At 70.2% G+C, this 16739-nt stretch carries 10 protein-coding genes; 5 read left to right on the forward strand and 5 right to left on the reverse strand.

Annotated features, from left to right (window positions below):
- Positions 1-375: 375 nt before the first annotated feature.
- Positions 376-1776 (forward strand): glucose-6-phosphate dehydrogenase, encoded by a 1401-nt coding sequence (locus tag G6034_RS07700; RefSeq protein ID WP_176634583.1) that lies wholly within the window; start codon positions 376-378, stop codon positions 1774-1776.
- Between the two features lie 170 nt (positions 1777-1946).
- On the opposite strand, the gene G6034_RS07705 is transcribed toward G6034_RS07700, so the two are convergent.
- From G6034_RS07705 to ftsY, 3 genes are all read right to left on the reverse strand, one after another.
- Entirely contained in the window at positions 1947-2285 is a 339-nt protein-coding gene (locus tag G6034_RS07705; RefSeq protein WP_176634524.1) for a P-II family nitrogen regulator, read from the reverse strand.
- Complete coding sequence (locus tag G6034_RS07710; RefSeq protein WP_176634525.1) at positions 2282-3637, reverse strand: ammonium transporter; 1356 nt, start codon at positions 3635-3637, stop codon at positions 2282-2284. The genes G6034_RS07705 and G6034_RS07710 overlap by 4 nt, the downstream gene beginning before the upstream one ends.
- Positions 3638-3838: 201 nt before the next feature.
- Positions 3839-5041, reverse strand: coding sequence for a signal recognition particle-docking protein FtsY (ftsY, locus tag G6034_RS07715; RefSeq protein WP_176634526.1), 1203 nt, complete (start codon positions 5039-5041; stop codon positions 3839-3841).
- 69 nt (positions 5042-5110) lie between these two features.
- Here ftsY and G6034_RS07720 point away from each other — a divergent pair, with 69 nt between their 5' ends.
- On the forward strand, positions 5111-6427 hold the full coding sequence (locus tag G6034_RS07720; RefSeq protein ID WP_176634527.1) for an MFS transporter: 1317 nt from the start codon (positions 5111-5113) through the stop codon (positions 6425-6427).
- Between the two features lie 88 nt (positions 6428-6515).
- On the opposite strand, the gene smc is transcribed toward G6034_RS07720, so the two are convergent.
- Positions 6516-10154 carry a chromosome segregation protein SMC gene (smc, locus tag G6034_RS07725; protein ID WP_176634528.1) on the reverse strand — a complete coding sequence of 1213 codons (3639 nt, stop codon included), beginning with the start codon at positions 10152-10154 and terminating at the stop codon, positions 6516-6518.
- Positions 10155-10406: 252 nt separating this feature from the next.
- Between smc and G6034_RS07730 the strand changes: the two genes are divergently transcribed.
- The 3 genes from G6034_RS07730 to G6034_RS07740 are packed head-to-tail and all read left to right on the forward strand — an operon-like array spanning position 10407 to position 15270.
- Positions 10407-11432: a 3-oxoacyl-ACP synthase III gene (locus tag G6034_RS07730; RefSeq protein WP_176634529.1), complete on the forward strand. Its 1026-nt coding sequence runs from the start codon at positions 10407-10409 to the stop codon at positions 11430-11432.
- On the forward strand, positions 11426-14272 hold the full coding sequence (locus G6034_RS07735) for an alpha/beta fold hydrolase (protein ID WP_425485480.1): 2847 nt from the start codon (positions 11426-11428) through the stop codon (positions 14270-14272). Before G6034_RS07730 ends, G6034_RS07735 begins: the two co-directional genes overlap by 7 nt.
- On the forward strand, positions 14269-15270 hold the full coding sequence (locus G6034_RS07740; RefSeq protein ID WP_176634530.1) for an NAD-dependent epimerase/dehydratase family protein: 1002 nt from the start codon (positions 14269-14271) through the stop codon (positions 15268-15270). The genes G6034_RS07735 and G6034_RS07740 overlap by 4 nt, the downstream gene beginning before the upstream one ends.
- 398 nt (positions 15271-15668) lie before the next feature.
- On the opposite strand, the gene G6034_RS07745 is transcribed toward G6034_RS07740, so the two are convergent.
- A complete protein-coding gene (locus G6034_RS07745; protein WP_176634531.1) occupies positions 15669-16637 on the reverse strand; it encodes a type IV toxin-antitoxin system AbiEi family antitoxin domain-containing protein in 969 nt (322 codons plus the stop codon).
- Positions 16638-16739: the final 102 nt, after the last annotated feature.

A 16739-nucleotide genomic window follows, 5' to 3' on the forward strand; every position in this document is an offset into this window, starting at 1 on the left:
CCGGGCCGCGAACGGCGGGTACGGCGATTCGAATATGCAGGATGAGAACGGCGGGCGGCCGGCAAGCCTGCTGCCCGCTCCCTTTCCTGTAGGACTCAACTATCAAGGGTATCAAGTGCCGGGCCGGTTCGCTGCACGTTTTCGCCGCGCGCGGCTCCGGCTCCGGCGCAACACGGCCGGCCCGGGGGAAAGGAAATTCCCAGGACAAAGTGGCATGCTGGTTTGGTGACCAAAACCACAAGAGTGACCCGCAGCCCCCAGTCCGCCACCACGTCCGCCGCGCCGCGTGGTTCCTCGGCCGCCGGGTCCCCGGCCGCGGGGGCGTCCCCGGCGTCGAGCGGGGCTCCGGCCGGCGGCGCTTCCGCCGGCGAACGCATCAGGACGCTTGTCATCCTGGGCGCCTCGGGCGACCTGACAGGCAGGCTGCTGCTGCCCGGCGTCGGACGCCTCATCGCGTCGGGGCGCGCCCCCGGCATCACCCTGGTGGGCGCCGGCAATGACGACTGGAACGCCCAGCAGTGGCAGGGCCGGCTGGCGGAAAGCTTTGCGGACGCCCTGGCGCCGGGCGGTGCGTCCACCAAGGACGGCATCAAGGAACTGAAGTCCGTCCAGAAGGACAGCAGCTACCAGCAGCTCGACGTGACGGCCAAGGGTGCCCTGGGCAAACTGCTGGCCACGGTGGAAGGCCCCGTGGCGCTGTACTTCGCGCTGCCGCCGGCCATCAGCCAGAAGGCCTGCGAGGTCCTGACGAAGAAGGATCTGCCGGCCGGCACGCGGCTGGTCATGGAGAAGCCCTTCGGCTCCAGCGCCTCGTCCGCCCACGCCCTCAACGCCACGCTGGAACGCCTGGTGCCCGAGGACCACATCCACCGCGTGGACCATTTCCGCGGCAAGTCCACGGTGCTGAACATCATGGGCCTGCGCTTTGCCAACCGCCTCCTGGAGCCCCTGTGGAATGGCGTGCACATCGAAAAGGTGGAGATCATCTTTGACGAGGACCTGACCCTGGAAAACCGTGCCCGCTACTACGACCATGCCGGCGCCGGCAGGGACATGATCCAAAGCCACCTGCTGCAGGTCATGGCCATCATGGCCATGGAGCCGCCGGCCACCCTGGGCCAGGAGGACGTCCGCTCCAGCATTGCGGCGGTGCTGCGGTGCAGCACCATTGGCCACCCGGAGAAGCCCGACCTTGCCGAATCCACCCGCCGCGCCCGCTACACCAAGGGCAGCATCGGCAAGCGGAAGGTGCCCGACTATGTGGCCGAGGAGGGCGTGGACCCCGCCAACGACACCGAGACGCTGGCCGAGGTTGAGGTCTACGTCAACAACTGGCGCTGGGCCGGCGTGCCGTTCGTGCTGCGCTCGGGCAAGGCGCTGGGCCGGGCCCGCAAGGAGGCCGTGGTGACCTACAAGCCGGTGCCGCACCTGCCCGCGGGCTTCACCGGGACAGACTCCCCCACCCGCCTGCACATCGGCTTCGGACCCGACACGCTCACGCTGGACCTGGACGTCAACGGCCCGGGCGACCTCTTCACCCTGGACCGCGTGCAGCTTGAGACGGCACTGGCCAGCGACCCCCTGCTGCCCTACGGCGAAGTCCTGGAGGGCGTGCTCACCGGCGACGCCCTGCTTTCCGTCCGCGGCGACACGGCCGAGGACTGCTGGCGGATCGTGGAGCCCGCCTTCGCCGCGTGGAAGGACGGGGCCGTCCCCATGGAGGAATACACGGCGGGCTCCGCCGGCCCCGCCGACTGGACCACCAGCAACGACTGACGCCCCCCTCCAGTAGAGAGGTTGGAGACAACCACGCAAGGGCCGCTTGCCCAGCGGTGGTTGTCTCCAACGTCAACGCGGCCAGCACGACGCCGGCACCCGGGTGGGGTTCACAGCCCACCCGGGTGCCGGCGTCGTCCCGGGTCTCCCCGGGGCTCGAGCACCCTGGGTCAGATGGCGGCCACGCCCCGCTCGCCGGTGCGGACGCGGACGGCCTCATAGACCTCGACCATCCAGACCTTGCCGTCGCCGGCGGTGCCGGTGTTGGAACTGGCCACGATGATGTCCATGAGGTCCCAGGCGCGGTCGTCGGAGGTGAGGACCTCGATGCGGACCTTGGGGTGGAGGTCCACGGTGTACTCGGCGCCCCGGTAAACCTCGGTGTGCCCGCGCTGGCGGCCGTAGCCGTGGGCCCCGCTGACGGTCAGGCCCTGGACGCCGTAGCCTTCCAGGCCGCTGCGGACCTCGTCCAGCTGTTCGGGCCGGATGATGGCGGTGATCAGTTTCATGCGTCAACCTTTGAGTCGGTGCGGGCGGGGGCGGCCTGGTGCCAGCCGGAGCTCTCATCCAGCGGGTGGAAGCTGCCGGAGGCGCGGCCGCCGAGGTCATAGGCGGATTCGGCGTGCACGGAGATGTCGATGCCGGCGGACTCGTGGGCCGAGGAGATGCGGAAGCCCATGGTCTTGTTGATGATCCAGCCGATGGCGTAGGCCAGGACGAAGGAGTACAGCATCACGGCGAAGGCGCCGATGGCCTGCTTGCCCAGCAGTTCCAGGCCGCCGCCGTAGAACAGGCCCTGCCCGGCGGCCGGGGAGTTGGGGTCAGCGGCCAGGCCGATGAACAGCGTCCCGATGATGCCGCCCACCAGGTGGACGCCGACGACGTCGAGCGAGTCGTCAAAGCCGAGGCGGAACTTCAAGCCCACGGCCATGGCGCAGACCACCCCGGCCAGCAGGCCCAGGCCCATGGCCCACATCGGGGTGATGGCGGAGCACGCGGGGGTGATGGCGACCAGGCCGGCGACGGCGCCCGAAGCGGCACCCAGCGACGTGGCGTGTCCGTCGCGCAGCTTTTCCACCAGGAGCCAGCCGAGGATGGCGGCGCACGGGGCGGCGAGCGTGTTGATCCAGGCGTACCCGGCAATGGCGTTGGCCCCCAGGGCCGAGCCGGCGTTGAAGCCGAACCAGCCGAACCAGAGCAGGCCGGCGCCGAGCATCACGAACGGCATGTTGTGCGGGCGGTGGCTCGGGTCCTTCCCGAAGCCCTTCCGCTTGCCCAGGATCAGGCAGAGCGCCAGGGCGGCGGCGCCTGCGTTGATGTGCACGGCCGTGCCGCCGGCAAAGTCGATGACGCCCAGGCCCTGGCCGAGCCAGCCGCCGGTGTTGTTGCCGTTGGCGTCCTTGTTGAAGTCAAACACCCAGTGCGCCACGGGGAAGTAGACCACCGTCACCCAGACGGCGGCGAACACCATCCAGGCGCCGAACTTGGCCCGGTCCGCGATGGCCCCGCTGATGAGGGCCACCGTGATGATGGCGAACACCGCCTGGAAGCCGACAAAGGCGATTTCGGGGATGGTGCCGACCAGCGGCATGGTCTTGCCGGTGTCGAGCACGCCCGTCAGGCCAAGCTTGGCGAACGGGTTGCCAAGAAGCCCGCCTCCGGCGTCCTTCCCGAACGACGCCGAGTAGCCAAACAAGACCCAGAGGACGCCGACGACGGCGATGGCGCCGAAGCTCATCATCATCATGTTCAGCACGCCCTTGGCCCGGGTCATGCCGCCGTAGAAAAATGCCAGGCCCGGGGTCATCAGCAGCACCAGGGCTGCGGAGACAAGGACCCACGCGGTATCGCCAGTATTCATCGTCGCTGGCCTTTCGTTGCAAGTGTTTTATGCCGGCCTCGTCTTTGGGGCTGGTGCAATCTGGACACTTACAACTGTTCCTTGGGCGTGTTTCACCCGCGCGCGGCAATGATTGCCGGGGTGTTACAAAAAGCGGCGGCAGGTTAATTCCTGTCGACGCCCATGTTTCAGGCAGGTTACGCGCCTTCGGGCGGGGATGCGCTAGGACAGCAGCGCGTCCACGAAGCTTTCGGCGTCGAACGGCGCGAGGTCGTCGGCGCCTTCGCCCAGGCCCACGAGCTTCACCGGTACGCCCAGCGACTTCTGGATGGCCACCACAATCCCGCCCTTCGCCGTGCCGTCCAGCTTGGTCAGCACGATGCCGGTGATGTTCACAACGTCGGAGAACACCTTGGCCTGTGTGAGCCCGTTCTGCCCGGTGGTGGCGTCCAGCACCAGCAGCACCTCGTCCACGGTGGCCTGCTTTTCAATGACGCGCTTGACCTTGCCAAGCTCGTCCATCAGGCCGACCTTGTTCTGCAGGCGGCCCGCGGTGTCCACCATGACAACATCCACTTCCTGCTCGATGCCCGCCTTCACCGCCTCAAAGGCGACGGAGGCGGGGTCGGCGCCGTCGACGTCGGACTTCACGGTGGGCACGCCCACGCGCGCGCCCCAGGTGGCCAGCTGTTCGGCGGCGGCGGCGCGGAACGTGTCCGCGGCGCCCAGCAGGACGTCCTTGTCCTCGGCCACGAACACGCGGGCCAGCTTGCCAACCGTGGTGGTCTTGCCGACGCCGTTGACGCCCACCACCATGAGCACGGCGGGGCGGCCGTCGTGGCGGTCGATGTTCAGGCTGCGGTCCATGGTGGGATCCACCAGCTTGATGAGTTCCTCACGCAGCATGGCCTGGACGTGCTCGGGGCTGCGGGTGCCCAGCACCTTGACGCGTTCGCGCAGCGTGTCCACCAGCTCCATGGTGGACTCGGTGCCGATGTCCGCCAGCAGCAGGGTCTCCTCCACCTCGTCCCACACGTTTTCGTCAATGTTGTCGCTCGAAAGCAGTGCCAGCAGGCCCTTGCCGAGGGCGCTGTTGGACTTCGCCAGCCGGGCGCGCAGCCGGACCAGCCGGCCCTCCACCGGGAGCGGGGTTTCCAGCGCCGGCGCCGTTTCCGTCGGGGCCGCCGTTTCCACGTTCGACGCCGGGCCCTGGGTTTCCGGGCGTTCCTCCACCAGGGTGCCGCCCGCCTGGGCGTCGGGCCGCGCGCCTGGATCGGCCGGGACTGCGGGCGCGGGATCGTTGGCGTCGCGCGGGCCCGTGTGGTTTTGGCTGCTGCGGCGGGCCTTCAGGAAGACAGGGACGAGGGCGCCGATGACGGCGAGCCCAATGACGATGTACAGGATGATGGCAAGAGTCTGGTTCACCGTCCCAGTCTCTCACGGGGCCCCCGGGCCCTTCGAAGGCGCGTCCGGGGCCGGGCTGTGGCAAACTCAATGCTGATGTCCAAGCCCAGCCCCTCCCCCATTGCCGCCACGGCCGCCGCGGTCAAGCTCCCGCGCGAGATCAAGGTCCTGGTTGCGGCCGCGTTCCTGATTGCCATCGGCTTCGGGATCGTGGCGCCCGTGCTGCCGCAATTCGCGCAAAGTTTCCATGTCAGCGTGGGCGCCGCGGCCGTAGTGGTCAGCGTCTTCGCCTTCACCCGGCTGGTCTTTGCCCCACTCAGCGGCGTCCTCGTGGAGCGGCTGGGCGAGCGGCGCACCTACATCCTGGGGATCCTGATCGTGGCCGCATCCTCCGCCGCGTGCGCCTTTGGGCAGAACTACTGGCAGCTGCTGCTGTTCCGCGGCCTGGGCGGGATCGGCTCGACCATGTTCACGGTTTCCGCCATGGGGCTGCTGATCAGGCTCGCTCCCGCGCAGGCCCGCGGCAAGGTCTCCAGCCTCTACGCGGGCTCCTTCCTGCTGGGCAACATCACGGGCCCGGCGGCGGGCGGACTCCTGGCCGGGTTCGGCCTGCAGCTGCCCTTCCTCGTTTATGCCGGCGCGCTGGTGCTCGTGGCCTTGCTCGTGGCCACGCAGCTGCCCGCCGCCGTGCCTTCCCTGGCCAGGGCTGCCGCGCCGGCAGGCGTCCAGGCCGCCGCGCAGGGCCCCGGCACGGACGGGACGACGGCGGCTGCCACCCTCCCAGCGCAAGACGGCGGCCCGTCGTCGAACCTGGTTCGGCAGGAGCCGCTGCTGCTGCGCGCCGCGCTGGCCATCCCCGCGTACCGGGCGGTGCTCGTCTCGGGCTTCGCAAACGGGTGGTCCGCGTTTGGGATCCGCATGGCGCTCGTGCCGCTGTTCGCCACGGCGGCCCTGGGTGCCGGGCCCGAGGTGGCCGGGATCTCGCTGGCCGTCTTCGCGATCGGCACCGGGGCGGCACTGGCGTTTTCCGGCAGGCTCGCCGACTCCTGGGGCCGCAAGCCCATGATCCTGCTGGGCCTGCTGGTCAACGGCGTGGGCATGGGCGTCCTCGGCTTCACGGGCGATGTGTTCTGGTTCTTTGCGGTCTCCCTGGTGGCAGGCCTGGGCAGCGGGCTCATGGGGCCGGCCCAGCAGGCCACCGTCGCGGATGTGATCGGCAATGAGCGCTCCGGCGGAAAGGTGCTGGCCACCTTCCAGATGTGCTCCGACCTCGGCGCCATCATCGGGCCGATCGCCGCCGGCTACCTCGTGGACCTGTTCTCCTTTGGGGTGGCCTTTTCAATGGCCACCGCGGTGGCCCTGGTGGCCGTGGTGTTCTGGCTGCCGGCGGCGGAGACCCAGCGCTGACCTGAACCGGACCGGTTTCGAGCCGCGCGGCTCCCATCCGTGACGCACGTGTTGCCAAGAATGCGGCGCGAAAATGGCAACTGCCGCGTCACAGTTGGGCCGGGGCGCGGTCGATCCGCTGGCTGATGACCGTGGAGACGCCGTCGCCCCTCATGGACACGCCGTAGAGGGCGTCCGCCACCTCCATGGTGCGCTTCTGGTGCGTGATGATGATCAGCTGGCTGGACTCGCGCAGTTCCTCGAAAATGGTGATGAGCCGGCCCAGGTTGGTGTCGTCCAGGGCCGCCTCCACCTCGTCCATGACATAGAACGGTGACGGGCGGGCCTTGAAAATGGCCACGAGCAGCGCCACGGCCGTCAGCGAGCGCTCCCCTCCGGAGAGCAGCGAGAGCCGCTTGATCTTCTTGCCGGCAGGCCGGGCCTCCACCTCGATGCCCGTGGTCAGCATGTCTGTCGGGTCGGTCAGCACCAGCTTGCCCTCGCCCCCCGGGAACAGCCGGCCAAAGACGCGCTCAAACTGCACGGCGGTGTCGGCGTAGGCGGCCGTGAACACCTCCTCGACCCGCTGGTCCACTTCCTTGATGATGTCCATGAGGTCCTTGCGGCTGGACTTGAGGTCCTCCAGCTGCGTGGACAGGAACTGGTGGCGTTCCTCCAGCGCGGCAAACTCCTCCAGGGCCAGGGGGTTGACCCTGCCGAGGGCTGCCAGGTCCCGTTCGGCGCGCTTAAGCCGCTTTTCCTGCTCGTCGCGCACAAACGGCATGCCCTCGGGGACTTCCTCCCCGGAGTCGTCCACGGCCACGCGCAGCGCGGCCCACTTGTCCGCCGATTCCCCGGGGCTGTGCGGCACCAGGGTCTCCGGGCCGTATTCGGTGATGAGGTGGTCCACCGTCAGGCCCAGTTCCTCGATCGCCTTGTTTTCCAGCGACTCGATCCGCAGGCGCTGCGCGGCCCGGGCCAGCTCGTCGCGGTGGACGGAGTCGGTCAGCTTGGCCAGCTCCACCTCCAGTTCCAGGGTGGCGGAGCGGACGGCCATGAGCTCCACCTCGCGCTGGGCCCGCAGCTCCTCCGCCGCGTCCCGCTCCCGTTCCGCCAGCTCGATGGAGACCTCCACCTGCCGCAGCAGCTGCTCCACGCCGGCCGCGACCGCCGCGGCCTTCCGGGCCTGGAAGCGCCGCCGCCGGGCCCGCTGGGCGGCCTGCTCGCGGGCTGCCCGCTCCGTCGCGGCGGCCCGTTCCAGCGCGGCTGCCCGGTTGCGGACGGCGTTCAGCTGCTCCTCGGTGCTGCGCAGCGCGAGCCGTGACTCCATTTCAACGGCCCGCGCCGCCGTGGCCTGCGCGGCAAGGGCGTCCCGGTCTTCCATGGACGGGTCCGCCTCGGCCGGGGCTTCCTGGGCCCGCGCCAGCCGGGCGGCGATCTCCGCCAGCGCGCCCTGCTCCTTCGCCAGGTTGGCGCCCGCCACGGAAAGCGCCAGCTCGTGCCGCTCCGACTCCCCCGCCGCGGACCGCAGCGTGGCGCCCAGCGACCCGAGCCTCTCGGCCACGGCTGCCAGCCGGGCATCGGATTCGTGCAGCGCCGCCAGCGTGGCGGCCTCGGCCTCGGCCGCCGCGGCCCGCCGTGCCTTCGCCGCGGCAAGCGCAAACCGCGCCCGCTCCCCCTCGGCGGTGGCCTCGCGCAGCCTGGCGTCCGTCTCGTCGACGGCGGCCTGCAGCTCCAGCAGCGACGGCGCCGTGGCCGAGCCTCCCCGCACGGAAAACGCTGCCAGCACGTCGCCGTCGGCCGTCACAGCGGTCAGCGCCGGAAACTGCTCCAGCACGGCGCGCGCCCCGGCCAGGTCCGGCGCCAGGACCACGCCGTCCAGCAGCGCGTCCAGCACAGGGTCCAGCTCCGCCGGTCCGCGCACCTGTGAACGTGCGACGCCGGCCCCCGCCACCGCGGCCGCGGCGGCTTCCGCGTCGGCCGCCAGCGGTACGGCCGGCCGGGTGCCTCCCGCTTGGGCGCCACCCGGCAGGGCGCCGCCGGCCACGACAAGGGTGACCCGTCCGCCGTCGTCCGCCTTGACTCGCTCCAGCGCGGCCACGGCCGCCTCCGCCGAGTCCACGGCCACCCCTTCGGCGGCCGCTCCCAGCGCCGCGGCGATGGCGGTCTCGTGCCCCGGGGCCACCGTGAGCAGCTCCGCCACGGCGCTGAGCACCCCCGGCAGCCCGGCCGCAAGGAGGTGCGCCGAGCCGTCCTTGCGCAGCAGGCCCACGGCCAGGGCCTCGCGCCGGGCGGCCAGGGATTCGCGTTCACGGTCCGCGGCGAGCTGGGCGGCCGTGAGCCCCTCGATCTGAGCGTCAATTTCCGCGAGGGCGGCCGCGGCCTCCTCGTAGTCGGCGTCGAGGCGTTCCTCGCCCTCCTCCACGCCGGCCACCTGCGATTCCAGGGCGGCAAACTCGCGGGCGGCCTCGCTGTGCCGTTCGGTGCCGGCGGCCCTGCCCTGGTGCAGGCGGCCGATCTCCGCCTCGGCCGACTCCACCCGCGACCGGGCGGCCGCCACCTGCCCGGCGAGCCTGGCCAGGCCCTCGCGCCGGTCCGCCGCGGCACGCAGGAGCTCGCGGACGCGCTGTTCCTCGGCACGGACGGCGGCCTCCACGTCCTCCTTGATTTCCATGGCGGTCTCCAGCCCGATCCGCCGTTCCTCCAGCGCCAGGTCCAGCCCGGCCTCCTCGGCTCGCAGCCGCTGCGCCTGCTCCGCGAGCCGGTCTGGGTCGCGGCTGGGGTCCGGGACGGACTCGGCGGCACCCAGGTGTCGCTGCCGTTCGGCGGCCAGCACACCCAACGACTTCAGCTTCTCCCGCGTGGCGGACAGCTGGTACCAGGTGTCGCGGGCGGCGTTGAGCACGGGGGTGGCGGCCGCCGACTGCTGTTCCAGCTCGGCCTGCCGGGCGCGCCCCCGGGCCAGCTCGGCCTCCACCTGTTCGCGCCGGGACTTGAGGGCCTGTTCGGCCGCCTCGTCACGTTCGACGGCGGTGCTGAGGGTGACGATGTCGTCGGCCAGCAGGCGGGCGCGGGCGTCCCGGACGTCGAACTGCACGGCCTGGGCGCGCCGGGCCACGGCGGCCTGCTTGCCCAGCGGCGTGAGCTGCCTGCGGATCTCGCCGGTGAGGTCGCTGAGGCGTGCCAGGTTCGCGGACATGGCGTCCAGCTTGCGCAGCGTCTTTTCCTTGCGGCGGCGGTGCTTGAGGATGCCGGCCGCCTCCTCGATGAAGCCGCGGCGGTCCTCCGCCGTGGCATGCAGCACCTTGTCCAGCTGGCCCTGCCCCACAATGACGTGCATTTCCTTGCCCAGGCCGGAATCTGAGAGCAGCTCCTGGATGTCAAGCAGCCGGCAGCCGGTGCCGTTGATGGCATACTCCGAGCCTCCCGTGCGGAACAGGGTCCGGGAGATGGTGACCTCGGAGTATTCGATCGGCAGGGCGCCGTCGGCGTTGTCAATGGTCAGCGCCACATGGGCACGGCCCAGCGGCGGGCGCCCGGCCGTGCCGGCAAAGATGACGTCCTCCATCTTGCCGCCGCGCAACGTCTTGGCGCCCTGCTCGCCCATGACCCAGGCCAGGGCGTCAACCACATTGGACTTGCCGGAACCGTTGGGGCCCACCACGGCCGTGACCCCCGGTTCAAAGTCAAAGGTGGTGGCCGAGGCGAACGACTTGAATCCGCGCACGGTCAAGCTTTTTAGATGCAAAGTGTTTTCTACTCCTGCGCCGGGCCGGTTTTCACTAGCCAATCTACCGTGCCGCGGCCCGTTCCCGCGGAAGTTTCCCACATGTATGCACCGCGGTGCATGTGCGGGAAACACGCTCCAAGGTGCATAGTTAAGGTTGAGGCTTGACGTCGAGACGGGGACAGAGGCACGCGCACGCCCCGATCGCGACCGTGAACTATACGATATTCGCTCCCCGGGCACCGTACGCACACAGAAGAAAAAGGCTGGAATTTGATCGGCAACGCGACTTTTCACCACCACAACACCGCCTTACTCGCCGTCACCAGCGTGGAAGCCCCGGTGGTGGTCAGTTCCTCCGATTTTGACGAACGCCTTGCCCCCAGCCTCAAGCGCCTGCGGCTGTCCAAGCGGCTGTTGGAGCGCGTTGCCGGCGTGGAGGAGCGCCGCTGGTGGGCCCCCGGAACCGCCTTTGACGACGCCGCCATCGAGGCCGGCGCCAAGGCCCTTGCCGAGGCCGGCGTGGAGGCCGGGGAGATCGGCCTGCTCATCAACACCTCGGTGACCCGGCGCAACCTGGAGCCGTCGGTGGCCGTGAAGATCCACAACGCGCTGGGCCTGCCGTCGTCGGCCCTGAACTTTGACCTGGCCAACGCCTGCCTGGGCTTCGTCAACGGCATCACGCTGGCCGCCAACATGATCGACTCCGGCCAGATCAAGTACGCGCTGATCGTGGCCGGCGAGGACGCCCAGGCCACCCAGGAAACCACCTTCCGCCGCCTCAACGCCGAAACCTCCACGCGCGACGACTACTTGCGCGAGTTCGCCACCCTGACCCTGGGCTCCGGCGCCGCGGCCGCCGTGATCGGCCCGGCCGACACCCACCCCGGCGGCCACCGCATCCTCGGCGGCGTTTCCCGCGCCGGCACCTCCCACCACGAGCTGTGCGTGGGCGGCCCTGACGGCATGTTCACCGACACCAAGGGTCTGCTGGACAACGGCCTGGAACTGGTCACCGACGCCTGGCACGAGGCCCACGCAAACGGCTGGGACTGGCGCAGGATGGACCGCTACGTCACCCACCAGGTCTCCAACTCCTACACCAACGCCATCATCAAGGCCGTCAACCTGGTCCGCAGCCGCGTGCCCATCACGTTCCCGAAGTGGGGCAACGTGGGCCCGGCGTCCCTGCCCATGACGCTGGCACAGGAGGCCCAGACCCTCAACCCCGGCGACCGCGTGCTGTGCATGGGCGTCGGCTCCGGCCTGAACACGGCCATGATGGAGATTGCGTGGTAGCTGGGACCTTGGCTGCCTCCCCCTCTTTTGCGGCCGGACCCTGGCCGGACTCTTTCGCGGCCGAACCCTGGCCGGGCGTGCGCGCGTCCTGGCGCCGCACCCTGGCCGTGCCGTCCACCGCGTCCGTGGACGCCCCCGGCACGTCGCGCCAGTGGCACTTCCTGGACAACGCCGGCGACGTCGCCGCCACCGGCATGGAACCCGCCGGCACCCTCCTGTGCGTGCACGGCAACCCGACGTGGTCCTACCTCTGGCGCACCTTCCTGGCCGGCGCCACCTCCCCCGCCGTGCTGGCCGCCGGCGGCCCGTGGCGCGTCATCGCCGTCGACCAGCTGGACATGGGCTTCTCCGAACGCACCGGCACGTTCCGCCGGCTCGAGGACCGGATCACCGACCTTTCCGACTTGACCGCCGCCCTGGGCCTGGCCGGGCCCGTGGTCACGGCGGGGCACGACTGGGGCGGGCTCATCTCCCTCGGCTGGGCCACCCGCCACCGCGGGCAGCTGGCCGGCGTGGTCCTGACCAACACGGCCGTCCACCCCGCGGGCTTTTCCCTCCCGCCCGCCCTGAAGCTGGCGCTCCACCCCGCCGTCCACAAGTGGGGCACGACGACGTCCGCCGCCTTTTTGCGCGTCACGCACGGGCTCGCGCAGCCCGCCCTCGCACCCGCCGTGCGGGACGCGTTCATGGCGCCGTACCGCACGGCCCTGCGCCGCGCCGGCGTGGGCAACTTCGTCGCCGACATCCCCGCCGATCCATCACACCCGTCCTGGGCGGCGCTGGATTCGGTGGCCTCCGGCATCCGCACGCTGGGCGTCCCCGCGCTGATGATGTGGGGACCCAAGGACCCGGTGTTTTCGGACCGCTACCTGCGCGACCTGCTGGGGCGCCTGCCGCAGGCCGACGTCCACCGCTTCGAGGGCGCCAGCCATCTGGTCCAGGAAGACCGCGACACTGCCGCCCCCGCCTTCGACTGGCTCGCGAAAAACGTGATTGGCGGCGCTTTCGACGGTCGAACGGCGGGCCCCGCGAACGCGTCGAGACCCGGCCCCGGTCCCGGTGGTCGAGCAGCGAGCCCCGCGAGCGCGTCGAGACCCGGCTCCGACGCCGAACCATTCCGCCCGATGCTCGCCGAGCTGGACTCCCGGCGGGACGACCACTCGACCGCCATCGTGGACATGGTCCCCGCCGCCGGCAGTGCTCCATACGCTGGACGGCCTGCAGGCCCCGCGAGCGGCGGGACCGGCGGGGAATCGAACCCTGGTTTCCAGTCCGTGTCGTGGGCGCAACTGGCCCGCGACGTGGACGACCTCGCCGCCGGACTGGCCGACCTCGGCGTCCGCCGCGGCGACCGCGTCAGCCTGCTGGTCCCCCCCGGCATCACGCTGACAACGCTCATCTATGCCTGCCTTCGTTTAGGCGCGGTGATGGTGGTGGCCGACGCAGGCCTGGGCACCCGGGGCATGAGCCGCGCCATCAGGGGCGCCGGACCCGCCTTCCTCATCGGCATTGAACGCGCCCTCGCCGGCGCCCGCCTGCACAACTGGCCGGGCGTAAGGGTCAGCGCGGGGGACTTCACACCGGCAACGGACGCGGCCAAGCGCAGGCTGCTCGGCGTCGCCGCCACCGTTCCGGAACTGCTGGCCAACGGCCGCGTCCTGCGGCTCTCGGAAGCCGCCCCCGCCTTTGAACCGGCGCAGCCGGACGAGGATGCCGCAGTGCTCTTCACCTCCGGTTCCACGGGCCCGGCCAAGGGCGTCGTCTACACGCAGCGCCGGCTGGCCGCGATGCGCGACACCCTCAAGGCCACGTACAAGCTGGAGGCCGGCACGGCATTGGTGGCCGGCTTCGCGCCGTTCGCACTGCTGGGCCCGGCACTGGGCGCCACCTCCGTCACCCCCGACATGGACGTGACCGCCCCGCGGACCCTCACGGCCGCCGCCTTGGCGGACGCGGCCGCAGCCATCAACGCCACGGTGGTCTTTGCCTCTCCTGCCGCCCTGGTTAACGTGGTGGCAACCGCGGCGCAACTGACGGCCACCCACACGGCTGCACTGTCCGGCGTCGACCTTGTGCTTTCGGCGGGCGCTCCGCTGGGCGAGCCGCTGCTGGCCAAAGTCCAGGAGCTGGCCCCGCGCGCGGCACTGCACACGCCGTATGGCATGACCGAGGCGCTCCCCGTGACGGACATCAGCCTGGCCGGCATCCGCGAGGCCGGGGCCGGCAACGGCGTGTGCGTCGGGGTGCCCGTCAGCGGCGCCTCCGTGGCCATTGCGCCGGTCAATCCGGATGGCAGCGTGGACCCGGTCCCCACCACGGACGCGGAGGTCACCGGCGAAATCCTGGTCCGCGCCCCGCACGTGAAGGAGCGCTACGACCGCCTGTGGATCACGCAGGAACACAGCACGTCCATCCCGGGCTGGCACCGCAGCGGCGACGTCGGCCACCTTGATGCCGAGGGGAGGCTCTGGGTTGAGGGCCGCATGGCGCACATCCTGGCCACGGCCGACGGCGTCCGGACCCCCGTGGCCGGAGAACTCACCGCGGAGCAGGTGCCCGGCGTGGCCCGGGCCGCCGTGGTGGGCGTGGGACCCGCCGGGGCGCAAGTTGCCGTGGCCGTCGTGGAGACCACCCCGCCCGCGAAGCGCTCCGGGTTGGCCGGGCCTGCATTGGCCGCGCAGCTCCGTGCCGCCGCCTCCGGCGTTGGCCTGGAACTGGCAGCGGTGCTGGCCATTGACGCCATGCCCACGGACATCCGCCACAATTCCAAGGTGGACCGCGCGGCGCTGGCCGCCTGGGCGTCGCGCATGCTCGCGGGGCAGAAAGCGGGCCGGCCGTGAGCACTCCGGCCCGTGACCGGGTCCTGGTGACGGGAACCAGCGGACTGCTGGGGCGGGCCGTGGCACAGCTTTTGCATGACCGCGGCTACACGGTGCGGTCCCTGCAGCGCAGTGTGGTCCACGATCCGTGGGAATCGGTCCGGGGATCGGTGGCGGACCCCGACGTGGCGGCGCGCGCGGTGGCCGGGGTCGGCGCCGTCGTGCACCTGGCGGCGAAGGTGTCCTTCGCCGGCGAGTGGACGGAGTTTGTGGCCACCAACATTGTGGGCACGCGCCAGCTCGTGGCCGCGGCGAAGCATGCCGGCGTGCGCGACTTCGTGTTTGTCTCCTCCCCGTCGGTGGCGCACTTCGGCGCATCGATCGCGGGTGCCGGGGCCGGCACCGCGGACCCTTCGCGGGCCCGCGGATTTTATGCCCGGTCCAAGGCCGCCGCGGAGGAGCTGGCCCTGGCCGAGGACTCCCCCGGGTTCCGCGTCGCGGCCATCCGCCCGCACATTGTCTGGGGTCCCGGCGACACCCAGCTGGTGGAGCGCGTGGTGGAACGTGCCAGGGCCGGGCGCCTTCCCCTGCTCGACGGCGGACGCGCCCTCATCGACTCCACGTACGTGAACAATGCAGCCGAGGCCATTGTGCGCGGGCTCGAGCGCATGGAGCACGCGCACGGACAGGCCCTGGTGGTGACCAACGGCGAGCCGCGGCCCGTTGGCGAGCTGATCGCCGGCATCTGCGCCGCCGCGGGCGTGCCCGCCCCGGCGTTCTCCGTCCCGGGCTGGCTGGCCCGCGGAGCCGGATCCGTCATTGAGAGGGCGTGGACCGCCGCCGGGACACGGGGCTGGGTCCATGACGAGCCACCCATGACCCGCTTTCTGGCCGAGCAGCTTTCCACGGCGCACTGGTTTGACCAGCGGCACACCCGGGCCGTGCTGGACTGGACGCCGTCCGTGTCCATTGACGAGGGCCTGGCCCGGCTGGCGGAGTACTACCGCGGCCGGTCCTGACCGGACGGTCCCGTCGGTCCCGAACCGTCACCAAACCTTCCCCCGCGGGTGCGTTTCAGCGGGGCTTAGCCACCGCGGGTGCGTTTCAGCGGGGGTTAGCCACAACGCCCACGTTTCAGCTGGGGTTAGCCACCGCGCCCACGTTTCAGCTGGGGTTAGCCACCGCGCCCACGTTTCAGCTGGGGTTAGCCACCGCGCCCACGTTTCAGCTGGGGTTAGCCACCGAAAGGGCGTTCTAACCCCAGTTCCAACGGCTAACGCACGTGCCATCGTCGCGGCTGCTGTGCGCCCCGGCGGCAAGCACTGAACCGCGGCAAGCATTGAACCGCGCCAAGCATTGAACCGCGCCAAGGCGGAGGAGCTTCAGCGGTGTGTGTGGAATCACGGCGGGTGCCGGATCAGGCCGCCCGGGCTCCGACCGCTCGCTGGTAAGCGGCAAAAATCCTCGCGCAAACCTGTTCAGGGTTTTCCAGGTGCTTCCACTTAAGCCGGACGAAGGTCCAGCCCTGTTCCATCAGGGCGCTTTCGCGTTCACGCTCCTTAATGAGAGCGTCAGGCGTGGATGTGTAATCGAAGTACTTGCCGTTGCCGTCGAACTCCACAATGAGCTTGGCTTCGCGCCAGGCAAAGTCCGGGCGGTAATCATCACCATCAACGGTCAGCGTGATTTGAAGTTCGGGGGGAGGAATCGGCAGGTCAGCCATGATCAGACGAGTCCGGCTCTCCCCGGCAGATTCGGACAAGGCGTTCAGCGCCCGCACCACCTTCCGCGCCATCTTGACGCCTTTCCGCCCGCCCATGGCCATCAGCGCAGCATTCAACTGTTCCATGGTCAATCCGTGATGAAGTGCGGAATCTCCGATGACGACTGCCTGCGCAAAAGACGCCGTCATGGCGCAATCCAGAACCGTGCGGGCCAGGTCGGTGAACTGCGTAGTTCCAATTCCAGCAAAGAACTTGCGCACGATGTCGCCAGGCGGAATCTCGAAGTTGTGCAGCTTCACATCGGCGGAGGAGCCGCGCAGCGATGACTGGTAACCGGCATTGGCGTGGATGTCTGCCGGGCAATCCCAGGTATGCAGTCCGTGCAGGCGTGCCGCGCTGAAATGCGTGTACACCAACGCGCCGTGCGAGACGGCAATGTGGGCGGCCAGACGAATCTTGGCCTGCTGCCACGGCGGCTTGCCGGTCCACCTGTACCGCGGAACGTAAACGCCGCGCCGCAGCCGCACCAGGAGTCCCATTCGGACGCCGTCGGAAATGAACCGCGTTCCCAGGCCGGCTGCGTGCAACTGATCCGCAGTGGCCACCAGCCGGTCCGCCGGCCAGAGCCTGCGAAACATGGCCTCAACAATAGGTCTGTCCATGTCCATGAGTCTGGAAAGTAAATGGACCCGGCACAAGGTACGCACGCACGATTGTGGAAAAGACGCCGATGGTGCCGCGCAGGGCGCCCACAATTCTTGGAC

It is taken from the genome of Arthrobacter wenxiniae, from assembly GCF_013376105.1.
Taxonomy (GTDB): Bacteria; Actinomycetota; Actinomycetes; order Actinomycetales; family Micrococcaceae; genus Specibacter; species Specibacter wenxiniae.